General features: G+C 40.7%; 11 protein-coding genes and 1 tRNA gene. 9 read left to right on the top strand and 3 right to left on the bottom strand.

Annotation, left to right across the window (positions count from 1 at the left end; translation table 11 throughout):
• The first annotated feature begins 50 nt into the window (after window positions 1–50).
• The 4 genes from ACFQZS_RS18455 to ACFQZS_RS18440 all read left to right on the top strand — a co-directional run bounded on the left by ACFQZS_RS18455 (window position 51) and on the right by ACFQZS_RS18440 (window position 6,307).
• A complete protein-coding gene (locus tag ACFQZS_RS18455; protein ID WP_377102486.1) occupies window positions 51–707 on the top strand; it encodes an NAD-dependent epimerase/dehydratase family protein in 657 nt (218 codons plus the stop codon).
• Window positions 704–2,566 (top strand): ABC-F family ATP-binding cassette domain-containing protein, encoded by a 1,863-nt coding sequence (locus ACFQZS_RS18450; RefSeq protein WP_377102485.1) that lies wholly within the window; start codon window positions 704–706, stop codon window positions 2,564–2,566. Before ACFQZS_RS18455 ends, ACFQZS_RS18450 begins: the two co-directional genes overlap by 4 nt.
• Window positions 2,567–2,676: 110 nt before the next feature.
• A complete protein-coding gene (mnmG, locus tag ACFQZS_RS18445; RefSeq protein ID WP_377102483.1) occupies window positions 2,677–4,539 on the top strand; it encodes a tRNA uridine-5-carboxymethylaminomethyl(34) synthesis enzyme MnmG in 1,863 nt (620 codons plus the stop codon).
• Between the two features lie 115 nt (window positions 4,540–4,654).
• Window positions 4,655–6,307, top strand: a complete 1,653-nt coding sequence (locus ACFQZS_RS18440; RefSeq protein WP_377102482.1) for an Ig-like domain-containing protein — start codon at window positions 4,655–4,657, stop codon at window positions 6,305–6,307.
• Here the strand turns inward: ACFQZS_RS18440 and ACFQZS_RS18435 are convergent.
• Complete coding sequence (locus ACFQZS_RS18435) at window positions 6,297–6,809, bottom strand: gamma carbonic anhydrase family protein (RefSeq protein ID WP_377102481.1); 513 nt, start codon at window positions 6,807–6,809, stop codon at window positions 6,297–6,299. The genes ACFQZS_RS18440 and ACFQZS_RS18435 overlap by 11 nt on opposite strands.
• 114 nt (window positions 6,810–6,923) lie before the next feature.
• Here ACFQZS_RS18435 and ACFQZS_RS18430 point away from each other — a divergent pair.
• Window positions 6,924–6,996 (top strand) — tRNA-Gly (locus ACFQZS_RS18430).
• Window positions 6,997–7,017: 21 nt separating this feature from the next.
• On the top strand, window positions 7,018–7,431 hold the full coding sequence (locus tag ACFQZS_RS18425; RefSeq protein WP_377102480.1) for a hypothetical protein: 414 nt from the start codon (window positions 7,018–7,020) through the stop codon (window positions 7,429–7,431).
• Here the strand turns inward: ACFQZS_RS18425 and nadB are convergent, their stop codons facing one another.
• Entirely contained in the window at window positions 7,432–9,024 is a 1,593-nt protein-coding gene (nadB, locus tag ACFQZS_RS18420; protein WP_377102479.1) for an L-aspartate oxidase, read from the bottom strand.
• Window positions 9,025–9,433: 409 nt separating this feature from the next.
• Here nadB and nadA point away from each other — a divergent pair, with 409 nt between their 5' ends.
• On the top strand, window positions 9,434–10,426 hold the full coding sequence (nadA, locus tag ACFQZS_RS18415; RefSeq protein WP_377102477.1) for a quinolinate synthase NadA: 993 nt from the start codon (window positions 9,434–9,436) through the stop codon (window positions 10,424–10,426).
• A 219-nt stretch (window positions 10,427–10,645) separates the two neighbouring features.
• A complete protein-coding gene (locus ACFQZS_RS18410; RefSeq protein ID WP_377102476.1) occupies window positions 10,646–11,326 on the top strand; it encodes a porin family protein in 681 nt (226 codons plus the stop codon).
• 38 nt (window positions 11,327–11,364) lie between these two features.
• Here the strand turns inward: ACFQZS_RS18410 and ACFQZS_RS18405 are convergent, their stop codons facing one another.
• Window positions 11,365–12,813 (bottom strand): DNA/RNA non-specific endonuclease, encoded by a 1,449-nt coding sequence (locus tag ACFQZS_RS18405; RefSeq protein ID WP_377102475.1) that lies wholly within the window; start codon window positions 12,811–12,813, stop codon window positions 11,365–11,367.
• 109 nt (window positions 12,814–12,922) lie between these two features.
• Here ACFQZS_RS18405 and thiL point away from each other — a divergent pair, with 109 nt between their 5' ends.
• Window positions 12,923–13,972 carry a thiamine-phosphate kinase gene (gene thiL, locus ACFQZS_RS18400; protein ID WP_377102474.1) on the top strand — a complete coding sequence of 350 codons (1,050 nt, stop codon included), beginning with the start codon at window positions 12,923–12,925 and terminating at the stop codon, window positions 13,970–13,972.
• Window positions 13,973–13,982: the final 10 nt, after the last annotated feature.

Here is a 13,982-nt window from a genome sequence, read left to right as displayed (position 1 = left end):
TTTATTCCATAAAATTATATTGCGTACTTTTGCGTGTTAAATTACCCTAAATGGCAAAAACAGCGATCATAATCGGCGCAAGCGGACTTATTGGCAGTAAGTTGCTGAATCTTTTGCTTGAAAGCAGAGCGTATGATTCAGTTATTAGCCTGGCCAGGAAGCGTGTTCAAAACAAGCATCCACAATTGGTACAAGAGCTTGTTAATTTTAATCAGCCTGAGACGTATTTACCGTTTATAAAGGGAGATGTTATCTTTTGCTGCTTAGGCACTACGCAGAAGCAAACCCCTAATAAAGACGATTATTATAAGATAGATCACGACTATCCTGTTGATCTGGCCCACGCTGCTTTGAACAACGGGGTAAATGATTTTCACTTTATATCAGCAGTTGGTGCCGATCCATTTTCGTCTAACTTCTATTTGAGAACGAAAGGAGAGGCAGAGCGGGATCTGAAAAAAGTAGGTCTACCCACACTGCATATATACGAGCCATCGCTTTTAACAGGCAGAAAAAGAAAAAAGCGGCTGGGAGAAAGAATAGCAACTATTGTTATGACAATAATAAACCCATTGCTGATGGGTGGTTTAAAAAAATATCAAAGCATTGACGGCGCTATAGTGGCAAAGGCAATGTTTAATCAATCATTAAAAAACAAACAGGGTGTATTTATATATACAACCGATAGAATAAAAAAGCGCGCGTGAGTACTTATATATCTGCCGAGAACATCGGACATTCATTTCATGACAATTGGCTATTTAAAAATCAAACCATTGGTATTAACCGCGGCCGGCGGGTTGCCCTGGTGGGTATAAATGGTGCAGGAAAATCTACATTATTAAAATTATTAGCCGGCCTATTGGTACCAACAGAGGGCAAGGTGGTTCAAAGCCGCGACCTGAGAATGGGGTATCTTGAACAGGACCCGGGCTTTAAGAACTCCGTTACCATTAGTGATTATATTTTTCATGCTGATAACGTACAGCAGCAGGCTATACGCAAGTATGAAGAGCTATTAGAAAATGACCCCGATAACGCTAAGGCGCTTGAAAAGGTAATGGAGGAGTTGAGTGAGACTGATGCCTGGGAGTATGAATACAAAATAAAAACAATTTTAGGGAGGTTGGATATCCATCACCTTAATCAGAAAATAGATACCCTTTCGGGTGGGCAAAAAAAACGGCTTGCATTGGCCAGGCTATTGATTGAGGACCCGGAATTGTATGTTTTAGATGAGCCTACCAACCATTTGGATATTGACACGATAGAGTGGCTGGAGAAGCTGCTTACCGAGGGCAATAAAACTATTTTGATGGTTACGCACGACCGTTACTTTTTGGATAATGTGTGTAACGAGATATTAGAGATAGATAAAGGCAAATTTGTGCCTTATAATGGCAACTATGCTAACTACCTTGAGAAAAAAGCAGAACGCGACGCTTCAGACGAAGCTACCTTTCAGAAAAACTCTAATTTGTTGAAGAAAGAGCTGGAGTGGATGCGCAGACAACCACAGGCGCGGGGAACCAAATCAAAAGCGCGTATTGATGCTTACTATGAACTTGATGCCAAAACAAAAAACGGCGGCCCTAAGCAAAATGTCGAACTCAGCGTTAAAACAGCAAGGCAAGGCAATAAAATAATGGAGATACACGATATAAGCAAAGCTTTTAATGGCAATACTTACATCGATCACTTTAACTATGTATTTAAAAAAGGGGATAGGATTGGCTTGGCGGGCAGAAACGGAAGCGGTAAATCAACCCTGCTTAATACTATTACCGGCTCTTTACAGCCGGATAGCGGTTATATAGAAAAGGGTGAGACTACCGTTTTGGGTTATTTTCATCAATCAGGCATACAGTTTAAGGAAGATGAGCGCGTTATTGATATTGTAAAGAACGTAGCGGAGTTTATTACCATGGCCGATGGTAAAACTATATCTGCATCGGCTTTGCTTACTTTGTTTCTTTTTCCCCCGGCAAAACAATATGGTTTTATTTCAAAATTGAGTGGTGGCGAAAAAAAGCGCTTGCAATTAATGCACATCCTGATGAAAAATCCCAATTTTTTGATCCTGGATGAGCCCACTAACGATTTGGACATTGATACGTTAAATGTTTTAGAAGAATTTTTGACCAATTATACCGGCGTTTTGATGTTGGTGTCGCACGATAGGTATCTATTGGATAAGCTAACCGATCAACTATTTATAATGGAAGAGAAAGGCCGCGTAAGGATTTACAATGGAAATTATTCTTCTTATAGAATAGAATTGGAGGAGGAAAAGCAGCAAAGCAAAAAGGAAGAAACTAAGCCGATTAATACTTCGCCTGCGCAGCCTAAAAACAAATTAAGCTTTAAGGAGCAGAAAGAGCTTGATGGATTAAATATTGAAATTGCACAGCTGGAAGCAGAAATAAAACAGCTTACAGAGCGTTTGTATTCGGGGATTGATAATGCTGCTATATTAGAAATAAATGCGCAGCTATCTTCTCAAAACGATGTTTTGGATAAAAAAACATCCCGTTGGATAGCGCTGACAGAACTTAATGAAGGATAAGCATAGCATAGTGTTCCACGTGGCACATGTGTTATTGCAATAAATAAAGTTCCACGTGGAACTTTAAACAAACAGAACATAACTGTTCCACGTGGAACATGGAGGATTAAATGTTTAAGAAGTACGACGTAATAGTAGTAGGTGCCGGGCATGCCGGCTGTGAAGCCGCTGCTGCTGCCGCCAACCTGGGTTCATCGGTTTTGCTAATCACCATGAACATGGGCGTAATAGCTCAAATGAGCTGCAATCCCGCTATGGGTGGCGTAGCCAAAGGGCAAATAGTGCGCGAAATTGACGCAATGGGTGGTTATTCTGGTATAATAACAGACAAATCCTCCCTGCAATTTCGCATGTTGAATTTGTCAAAAGGACCTGCTATGTGGAGCCCCCGGGCCCAAAGCGACCGTATGCGTTTTGCAGAAGAATGGCGCCTGGCCCTGGAACGAACCCCAAATGTCGATTTTTGGCAGGATACTGTTAACGAAGTTCTAGTTAAAAATAATACCGTTACTGGTGTAAAAACATCATTAGGTGTAGAGATAGCATGTAGTGCTGTTGTGTTAACCAATGGCACTTTTTTAAATGGCGTAATACATATTGGCGAAAAAAAATTTGGCGGGGGCCGCACAGGAGAGAAAGCAGCAACGGGCTTAACCGAACAATTGCTTTCACTGGGCTTCGACTCAGGCCGTATGAAAACCGGCACCCCTCCGCGTATAGATGGGCGCAGCTTGAATTATGCCGTAATGGAAGAACAGTGGGGAGATGAAGAAAGAGGGCGCTTTTCGTACACAGATGTAGAGCAAATAAAAGAACAGCGGTGCTGCTGGATAACTTATACTAACACCAAAGTTCACGAAACCTTAAAAGAGGGATTTGAAAAATCGCCCATGTTTACCGGTAGGATCAAAGGCCTGGGTCCGCGTTACTGTCCTTCTATAGAGGATAAAATCAACCGTTTCGCTGAGCGTGACCGTCACCAGATATTTGTAGAGCCCGAAGGATTAAACACAGTAGAGATCTATGTAAACGGCTTCTCAACCTCATTGCCGGAAGACGTACAATACAAGGCCCTGACACAAATACCGGGATTTGAAAATGCTAAAATGTTTCGTCCGGGTTATGCTATAGAGTATGATTACTTTCCGCCTACCCAATTAGGGTTGACGTTAGAAACAAAACTGGTAAGTAACCTCTACTTCGCCGGCCAAATCAATGGCACAACGGGGTATGAGGAAGCAGCGTCTCAAGGTTTCATTGCAGGCATAAACGCGCATCAGAAAATACACGATAAGCATGAGTTGATCATGAAGCGATCAGAATCATACATCGGCGTACTAATAGATGACTTGGTAACTAAAGGAACGGAAGAGCCATACCGAATGTTCACATCAAGAGCGGAGCATCGTCTATTATTGAGGCAGGATAATGCGGATATCCGCCTAAGTCCGATTGGGCACGAACTGGGCTTAATAAGCGATGAGCGCCTGGAGAAAGTAAATCAGAAAATAAAAAACTCCGATGATATTGTTTCCTTTACAAAAAACCGCGCCATTACTCCCGCTAATGTAAATTCGCTATTAGAAGATTTAGGCACAAGTACGCTTCAGCAAAACGTTAAACTATTTGCTTTAATAAGCAGGCCGCAGGTATCTATCAATGACTTGGCCGTTGCCGATGATAGCTTTAAAGAGCTGCTTTCAAAATATGATAAAGAAACTATTGAACAGGCCGAAATAAAAATCAAATACGAGAGTTATTTTGAAAAAGAAATAGAGATAGTTTCTAAAATGAAAAAAATGGAGGACAAAGAAATAAATACCGATTTTGATTATCACCAATTGGTGTCGTTGTCAAAAGAGGCCCGCGAAAAATTGATGCGGATAAAACCGCGCACTCTGGGCCAGGCCTCGCGCATTTCCGGTGTTTCGCCGTCTGATATCTCTGTTTTGATGGTACATATAAGCAGATAGTATATAAACATTTGATTTTCAATATATTACAAAATTTTATTTATAAGCCGCTTTCTCATTTTTTTAATGATAACCTTCGTAAAAACAAAAAAGTTGCTTATAGCGCTTAAAAATAATGTTAAATAAAAAACGCTCCCTTTTTTCTCATTTAAGGCCTCTTTTTTTGGCCCTGTTAGCGTTATCAGGCTGCGCCGTACAACAACGACCGCAGGGGGGCCCGCGCGACCTTGCCGCTCCAAAATTATTAAAGGCCACTCCGCTTGATCAAACCAGAAATTTTAAAGGAAATAAAATTGAGCTCGAATTTGATGAATACTTCAAGCTCAATAATCAATACCAGGAGATCAGCATATCGCCGGCACAGGAGCGCACGCCGGAGTACACGTATAAACAAAGAACACTGGTAATAGAATTAAAAGACTCCCTGCAAAAAAACACAACTTACGTTATTAATTTTGGCAAGGCTATAACCGATGTAAATGAAGGAAACATTGTAAAAAACCTTACGTATGTTTTTGCCACCGGCCCGTCTATTGATTCGTTAAGCATCAGCGGGACCGTGTTTAACGCCTTAACTCAACAAAAAGAAAAAGAGGCCACGGTGATGTTATTCAACCTGAAACAGGACTCTCTTTTATTCGGGAAAAAGAAACCTGCTTTGTTTACCCTCACGGATAGCGTTGGAAACTTCAAGTTTAGTAATTTAAAAGCCGACGCTTATAAAATATACGCCTTAAAAGAATCATCTGCGGATAAGATATATAACAGCGATAACGAACTCATTGCCTTTAAGGCCAATCCTATTCAGTTAAAAAAGGATACATCCGGCATTAATTTAACTTTGTTTAAAGAAATAGCAGCCCAGCTGCGTTTTTCAACCAGAAATTTTGATCGCGATGGCAGTATGCTGCTTGTTGCCAACCGGCCACTTAGCCGTCCATCTATCAGAATAATATCGCCGGCAAATCTTGATGCGCAGAAATGGGTTGAAATTAATAAGACCAATGACACTATCAGTGTGTATTCAAAAAACATGGAATTTGATTCCGTAAAGCTGGCTATTTCTGAAAAAGGCATTGCTTTTGACACGTTAACCCTTAGAAAAGCCCGCAGAGAAACATTTACACGTAATATTGCCTTAAATTACAATATAAACGCTAATAGCGTTATTAAACCCGGCAGCGATCTTATCGTTACATCAAACATGCCCATAGAAAGCTTTGACCAACAGTTAATAACTTTAATGGAAGATTCTAATAAAGTAAATTATACTATACGGCGTGATACCAGCACCCGCAAAAAGCTCCTTTTTAGATATCCCTGGAAACTCAAAGCAAAGTATAACCTTATTTTCAATGAGAATTCAATTACAGGGTTTTTTGGAGATAAGATAAAAAAGACGCAAAAGTCGTTTAGTTTAGATAATCCGGAAAATTACAGTGAACAAACTATCCGGATAGCTGTGCCTGATACTGGCAAAAGTTATATCATAGAGCTTTTAACCGCCAGTAACGAACAAAAAGTAGTAGTTAGAACAGAACGTATAACGCGAAGTACATCTATCATTTACAAACAGTTACCGGCCGGAAAATATCAATTAAAGGTATCGTATGATGCTAACAAGAACGGCAAATGGGACACGGGTAGCGTAGCGGGAAAAACCCAGCCGGAGCAGGTTTGGCTAAATCCAACAGTTTACACCGTTCGCCCTAATTGGCAAGACTCTGCAGATGTTCAAATACCAAAGGAACCTGCTGCTAATCCTTAAACCAGCCGGAATATAAGATGTAATTATCCGGAAGTTTATCTAATAAAGCCTTTTGCTCATCAGTTAACGGCTTTATTTTTTTTGCAGGCGAACCGGCGTAAAGGTATCCAGACTCGCAAATTGTCTTTTCTAAAACAACAGATCCGGCACCGATAATTACGTATTCTTCAACAACAGCGCCATCCATTACTATAGCGCCCATACCCACCAGGGAGTGGTCTTTGAGCGTACACCCATGTACCAGCGCATTATGCCCTATGGATACATAATTGCCTATGTTGGTAGCGGCTTTAAGGTAAGTGCCATGTATTACTACGCCGTCCTGTATATTGGTATTGTTGCCTATGCTGATGTAGTTTACATCGCCTCTGATCACCGCGTTGAACCAAACTGAACAATTATTGCCCATCTGAACATCGCCAACGATAGTGGCGTTTTCAGCTATAAAACAGTCGCTGCCCCATGCAGGAGCTTTATCTTTCACGGGTAAAATTAAAGGCATATTATTTTCTTTATGTCATTGCGAGGTACGAAGCAATCGCAAGTATCCAAAGTTCGCGATTGCTTCGTACCTCGCAATGACAATTTAAATATATTTTCTACTTTAGTACAATAAGCGGAAATAGCTCAGTTGGTAGAGCATCAGTTTCCCAAACTGAAGGCCGCGGGTTCGAATCCCGTTTTCCGCTCAAAGGCATATTAAGTATAACATGAAAAAAATAGCATTCTTAGTTATTACTATTTGTGTTCTAATCTACACTAAATCTTCTGCTCAAAACCGAAGGTTATTAAAGGAGGTTAAAATAGATTCCTTTCTTCCTGTTGATTCTATAACTGATGTTGAAATCTATAATTCCTGGGATAACAAGCGCTACAACTTATCTCCAACAGGCAAAGCCAAACTAAAGAACATTCTAAATAAATCTAAGGCCTATAATATGCCTATACTCAAACCCGGGCATTTTTATATGAAAATTGCATTTAAAAACTCCGATACTCTTAAATCTTATGAAATTTACATGTATCCTGAATTTATAATTTTAGATCCGCCCTATTTGAGTAAGCTACCATTTTACTATATAAAGCTTTCTAAATCTGTCAATTGGGATAAACTAAACGACTAATTAAAACACCGTATCTTCCAAAATCTGCTGATGCTCCGGGTAATCCGTAGTATAATGTAATCCCCTGCTTTCCTTTCGCTTCATAGCTGATTTTACAACGATATAAGATACCTGTATCAAATTACGCAACTCGCACAGTTTAACTGATACTTTTGTCTTTTTATAAAAATCCTCTGTTTCCTCATGCAATAAACCTAAACGGCGCATAGCCCTTTCTAAACGAAAATCTGAGCGTACTATACCAACATAGTCACTCATTAATTTTTGCATTTCGCGCACGTTGTGTGTTACCAAAATATCCTCGTTGGATAACTGAACACCTTTTTCATCCCAATCGGGGATATTATCAGGAATAACTTTATTATCAAACTCTTTAGCAGCATCTGTATAAATACGGTGTGCAAATACCAAAGCTTCTAATAACGAATTAGAAGCTAAACGGTTAGCACCGTGCAAGCCGGTTGAAGAACATTCGCCGCAAGCATATAACCTGCTTATAGATGATCTTCCATAATGATCAACCATCACCCCACCACACATATAATGACATGCAGGCGCAACAGGTATCATATCCTTGGTCATATCAATACCTATATCCAAACATTTGGCATAAATATTAGGGAAATGTGCCAGTATATCCTTTTTACTACGATGACGGATATCCAGGTAAACATAATCTTCGCCTGATTTTTTTATCTCAGCATCAATAGCCCTGGCAACAATATCACGTGGGGCTAATGATTTACGCTCGTCATATTCTTGCATAAATTCTTCGCCATTGGTACGCTTTAAAATACCACCAAAACCCCTTACAGCTTCTGAGATCAGAAAAGAGGGATACTCCCCGGGATTATATAACGCGGTAGGATGAAACTGGATAAACTCCATGTTACGCACCTTGCCCTTAGCGCGGTAAACCATAGCAACACCATCACCGGTTGCTATAGTTGGATTAGTGGTAATTGAATAAATATGGCCTGCGCCGCCTGAAGCCATTACAGTTACTTTTGATAAGATCTTATCAACTTCCTTGCTTTCGGTATTCAAAGCATAAATACCATAGCATTCAATATTTGTGCTTGATTTATCTACAAACTCACCTAAATGATGCTGCGTTATCAGATCTAAAGCAAAATGATGTGTTAGTATCTCTATATTGGTATTGTTGTGAATCTGCTCTAACAAGGCCCGCTCCATTTCAAAACCGGTTATATCTTTATAGTGTAATACCCTAAACTCTGAGTGTCCACCCTCTTTTGCCAGATCAAAAATACCTTCGTTTGTCTTGTCAAAATTGGTTCCGTAATCAATAATCTCGTTAATTCTATCCGGGCCTTCCTTAACAACTATCTCTACAACTTCTGTATCACACAGCCCATCGCCGGCATCAAGCGTATCATTTATATGCTTTTCAAAAGAATCCTCTTTTTTATCAACAACCACAGCTACGCCGCCTTGGGCATATTTGGTATTAGATTCATCTTCATTAGCTTTTGTAACTATCAGTACCTTACCATGTTTTGCAGCCTTTAATGCAAAACTTAAACCGGCAATACCCGAACCCACTACCAGGAAATCAACAGATCTGGTCATATTATATATAGTATATGTGTAAAATTAGCGCCTATGTTAATATTAGCCTTTAAAGATGTTAATTTTGTGTAAGTAAAAACTTAACAAATTGTTTTTTGGTGGATAACCTCTAAATCGGCTTTCATCAACCACATTTTTTAAGCTACTTTTGAGATACAAAGCACGTGAAATTAACATTTATCAACGCCAAAAACTATTAACAAATAACTTTTTAAATTAAAACAGCATTAACAGACTTATCTAAAAATCAGCATTATAAAACGTAAAAAAATAAACATCTGTGTTGATAACCCGTTAGTAATATATCTGTCAATACCTAATTCATTCTATTTATACACATAACTAACACCCTAATAACAATAAGTTTTTTTATTTAAAATAATTAGTTGTTATTAATTGAAATGTTGAAATGAATACCTTCGAAGAAATAAACCTGAAAGGCTACGTTGAGGAATACATAGACCCAACGCTTGATCTTTTTGCTGAAATAGAAAAACTTAAAAAAGAAAAAAATGCGGTTATACTGGCTCATTATTATCAGGACGGCGATATACAAGACATTGCAGACTATATTGGCGATAGTTTGGGCTTATCGCAACAAGCTGCAAAAACCGATGCCGATATTATTGTTTTCGCCGGTGTGCACTTCATGGCCGAAACAGCAAAGATATTATCGCCAACAAAGAAAGTTTTACTACCCGACGTAAAGGCTGGTTGTTCATTAGCCGACAGCTGCCCGCCGCATTTGTTTAAAAAGTTTAAGGAGCAATATCCTGATCACCTGGTGATAACTTATGTAAACTGTACGGCCGAACTGAAAGCTTTGAGCGATATAGTCTGCACATCAAGCAACGCTATCGGAATTGTAGAAAGCCTGCCAAAGGACCAGAAAATAATATTCGGGCCCGATAAAAACTTAGGAGCCTATGTAGCTAAAAAAACAGGAAGAGATCTGGTATTATGGAATGGTGCTTGTATGGTACACGAGATATTTTCGCAGGAGAAAATAACCCGTTTAAAGGAGCGCTATCCAAATGCTAAATTACTGGCACATCCGGAATGCGAGGATGTTATATTAAAAATGGCTGATTATATTGGATCAACCACGGGCATACTAAAATATGCTACTAATAGCCCGGTTAAAGAGTTTATTGTTGCTACAGAACCGGGCATAATTCACCAGATGCAAAAGGAAAACCCGGATAAGGTTTTTATACCTGCACCACCAAATAACCAATGCGCCTGTAATGATTGCCCGCACATGAAAAGGAATACGTTAGAAAAACTTTACCTGTGCTTAAAAAATGAAATGCCGGAGATAACTGTACCACAGCATATTATTGAAAAAGCGGTAAAACCTATTGAAAGAATGCTGGAGATATCGGCAAGGTTGGGGTTATAGGGAAAAAAAACAAACTCTTTGTCATTTCGATGAGCGAAGCAAAGGATTGAGCGTTAGGGCGAAGAGAAATCTTTTCGAACTGTCCATGACCTTGGTGCTTTGAAAGGATTTCTCCTTTGCTCTCTTCACAGCCTCCCGCCACTCGTCGAAATGACATTTTTATTAGGTTAAACCTTTATAGCTTAACGCCCTCTAAAATCGTATTAAACAAATACGATTATGAAAAAAATTCTCTTTTTAGCATTAGTAATGGCTATGGCGATAAGTGCGGATGCGCAGCGCAGAGTTTATCGCCAACCGGTTAGGCGCGCCCCCGCCCCACGTTATGCACAGCAACGTAATAATTACAATTCCTTTCAACCCGGCATAGGTTTTAAAATTGGCGCTAACGTATCTAACAGTGTAAGTACCCGCGATTATGGCTATAACACCGGTAGTTTGTTAGGCATAAACCTGGGTTTATTTGCTGATCTGCCAATTATTCAACCTATCTCTTTCGCACCAGAAGTATTGTATTCGCAAAAAGGCTACAGGGTTGGAACTACTTATGGCAACTTTACCCAACGTAATCATTTTATTGATGTGCCTTTACTAGCCAAATTTAAGGTAACGCCTAATTTTAATGTTTTGGTAGGTCCGCAGCTTTCATGGCTAATGTCAACCACCAATACTTATGATGATGGATTTACTGTTACCCAGCAATCAACTTATGACAACGACAATAACGGCCATAAAACGTATTTAGACGGCGTTATAGGTGTGAGCTTTGATCTGAACAGAAAAGTTGATCTGCACGGCCGCTATGCCATAAATTTGCAGGGTACAGACCGTTATGGCAACACTTACACGCCCGATTATCGCAACCAGGTTTGGCAGGTTGGTTTAGGCTTTAAATTCTAAAAAATTTTCCGGCTTCGCCGGTAGTCGCTTAGAGAGGGTTACGGCAGTGCTGTAGCCCTTTTGTTTTGTTCTAATGCGTCCTGCAGTTGTTGCGGCAGGTTGGATAATAAATTATAGCCGGTAGCCATCTCAATATCACGAACAGATACGAGGTACCGTCGCCAATCTTTATCAACAGCGTTATTGTTGGGCGTGTTAACGGCGATTACCCGGGTTGCGGTGTTTACCCGTTGCATATCGTTGTTCCCGCCCGGAATAATTAGCGCCACTTTCCAAATGTTAGAGGGGACATTTATTTTATAATCACCTGATGTTATATTGCTAAAGTAGCCCTTAGCTCCCGTTCCGCCGGTACCGTAACTCCCCATAATTATATAAACCTCATTTCCCTGCAAAACCAAAGAGCGCAGGTAATCCTCAAAACTACCCCAGGTATACTGATTGTTATTGGGAGCCTGGGGTATCATGTTAGTCATTAAAAAGGTAGAGGAGTTAGCGTTGGCCGAGCTTGTCCTGTCGGCAGATGGGCAGTTGTGGCCGCGTTCAAATCCATATTTGCTGTAGCTATAACTGTTGTTTTTAACCGCGAACCAATCCGGGGGCAAGCCATTAAATGCGGCAAAGTTATTTACCCGTGGAACAGTGTTAGTAATGTTGGCGGCATCAATATGCCAGCTTACCCAATTGGGCCCGGCTTTTGATCTGTTGTACGATTCGGTGTAATAACCCATATCTATCAAATAATTATCAGCCATGGCAATTACCGCCTGCGCGCCCGATGGATTGCCGAACAACATGTTACTATTATCTCCGGTGGCGGGCGCGGCATCACTGCCAATTACAACGCCCCTTACGGCGGCTGATGAAACCCTCACTGTATCAGGTATCTGTACCTCAGGAATGCCTACTAATATACCGGCATCGCCAGTACCTTTAAATGTAATATCATCAATATTGATGCGTGATGTGCCCTTTTTAAAAATTTTAAAACGAGCCCGTTTAGTGATATTAAATTGGAAAGAGTCGGTTCTTAATAGGGTATCTGTATCATTTACCGGCATTCCCAAAGGCAGGTAAATTACGCCACCATCTACCGAGAAATATAATTGCCATTTAGCCTTGCCGCCTTTACCATATTTGGCGTGTTTTATACTGATCTGCTTTACACCTGCCACATCAAAGTTCATGCTGATATAACCGGATCGCAGGCGAGCAGAGCTGTGCCTGTTTTTGTTACCGATGCTATCCGTAGCAATAAGGGCATCATTTAAAGTCCAGTTGCCCGTAATTAGATCAACATCTCCTTTTTTATAGGTCGACTTTTCGCCGGTTTCAAAATCTTCAGTAATGGTGTAGGTAACAGGTTGAGCAATAACGGCAGTATTCACAAAGCTTTGTATGGGAGTAATAGCTGATTTAGGCGCGCCATTATTGCAGCCCCACAGGGCAAGTGATAAAATAAATAGAGTAGAAAGTATACGGCGCATCGGCATCAAAACCATATGATAAGCATTGGCCAAACTTAATAAAAGCAATCAAGGGTTCAATTGGGCAGGGTTTCGTATTTTTGCACACGCATAAAAACGTGTAATGGCAATGTTTGATAATAAAGAGAAAACCAATATAGAGGCCTTAGGCGAGTTCGGCCTGATAAAGCATTTAACAGACAATATTGAGCTGGTAAATAAAAGCACCATAAAAGGTGTGGGCGACGATGCCGCCGTGTTAGATACGGAAGGTAAACGAATGCTGGTATCAACAGATCTGCTGCTGGAGGGTATTCACTTTGACCTGGCTTATGTGCCGCTTAAGCACCTGGGCTATAAAGCAGTGCAGGTTAACCTAAGCGATATTTATGCCATGAATGGTATGGCTACGCAGATAACGGTATCGTTGGGTATGTCGAGCAAGTTTCCTATTGAGGCCATTGAGGAGTTATACGAAGGTGTTTATATCGCCTGCAAAAAGTATGGTGTTGATGTTATTGGGGGTGATACTTCTGCATCAAAACAAGGCCTGGTTATCAGCATTACATCTATTGGCTATGCCGATGCGGAGGATATTGTTTACCGTAACGGCGCGCAGGAAGGCGACCTGATCTGCGTATCAGGCGATCTGGGCGGGGCCTACATGGGGCTGCAGTTATTGGAGCGGGAAAAGATGATCTATCTGGAAAACCCGAATATCCAACCCGATCTGGAAGGAAAAGATTATATAGTAGAGCGCCAGTTGAAGCCCGAAGCCCGCAAAGACATTGTGGAGCTATTAAAGGAAATTGAAGTAAAACCAACCGCCATGATAGATGTGTCTGACGGGTTAGCATCAGAGATATTGCATATATGCAGGCAAAGCAATAAAGGCTGCAGTATTTATGAAGAAAAGATACCTATTGACCCTATGACCTTTGAAACTGCCCGCGGCTTTAACATGGACCCAACCGTTTGCGCTTTAAGCGGCGGCGAGGATTATGAACTGCTGTTCACCGTGCGTCAGGCCGATTATGATAAGATCAAATTTAAAATGGATATTACCATTATCGGGCATATTACTGAACCGGCATCGGGCTGCAACCTGGTAACCAAGGCGGGTAATATGCATGAGATAAAAGCACAGGGCTGGAATGCCTTTAGCGCCCCGGCCCCCTGAAGCAGGTTGT

It is taken from the genome of Mucilaginibacter calamicampi (assembly GCF_042676765.1).
Lineage (GTDB): Bacteria > Bacteroidota > Bacteroidia > Sphingobacteriales > Sphingobacteriaceae > Mucilaginibacter > Mucilaginibacter calamicampi.
This window is presented reverse-complemented; position numbering and strand designations above follow the sequence as displayed.

Coding starts and splice junctions, on each gene's coding strand:
- nadB (WP_377102479.1), bottom strand. CDS start 9,024: ATGACCAGATCTGTTGATTTCCTGGTAGTGGGTTCGGGTATTGCCGGT.
- ACFQZS_RS18435 (WP_377102481.1), bottom strand. CDS start 6,809: ATGCCTTTAATTTTACCCGTGAAAGATAAAGCTCCTGCATGGGGCAGC.
- ACFQZS_RS18455 (WP_377102486.1), top strand. CDS start 51: ATGGCAAAAACAGCGATCATAATCGGCGCAAGCGGACTTATTGGCAGT.
- ACFQZS_RS18425 (WP_377102480.1), top strand. CDS start 7,018: ATGAAAAAAATAGCATTCTTAGTTATTACTATTTGTGTTCTAATCTAC.
- thiL (WP_377102474.1), top strand. CDS start 12,923: ATGTTTGATAATAAAGAGAAAACCAATATAGAGGCCTTAGGCGAGTTC.
- ACFQZS_RS18440 (WP_377102482.1), top strand. CDS start 4,655: ATGTTAAATAAAAAACGCTCCCTTTTTTCTCATTTAAGGCCTCTTTTT.
- mnmG (WP_377102483.1), top strand. CDS start 2,677: ATGTTTAAGAAGTACGACGTAATAGTAGTAGGTGCCGGGCATGCCGGC.
- nadA (WP_377102477.1), top strand. CDS start 9,434: ATGAATACCTTCGAAGAAATAAACCTGAAAGGCTACGTTGAGGAATAC.
- ACFQZS_RS18410 (WP_377102476.1), top strand. CDS start 10,646: ATGAAAAAAATTCTCTTTTTAGCATTAGTAATGGCTATGGCGATAAGT.
- ACFQZS_RS18405 (WP_377102475.1), bottom strand. CDS start 12,813: ATGCGCCGTATACTTTCTACTCTATTTATTTTATCACTTGCCCTGTGG.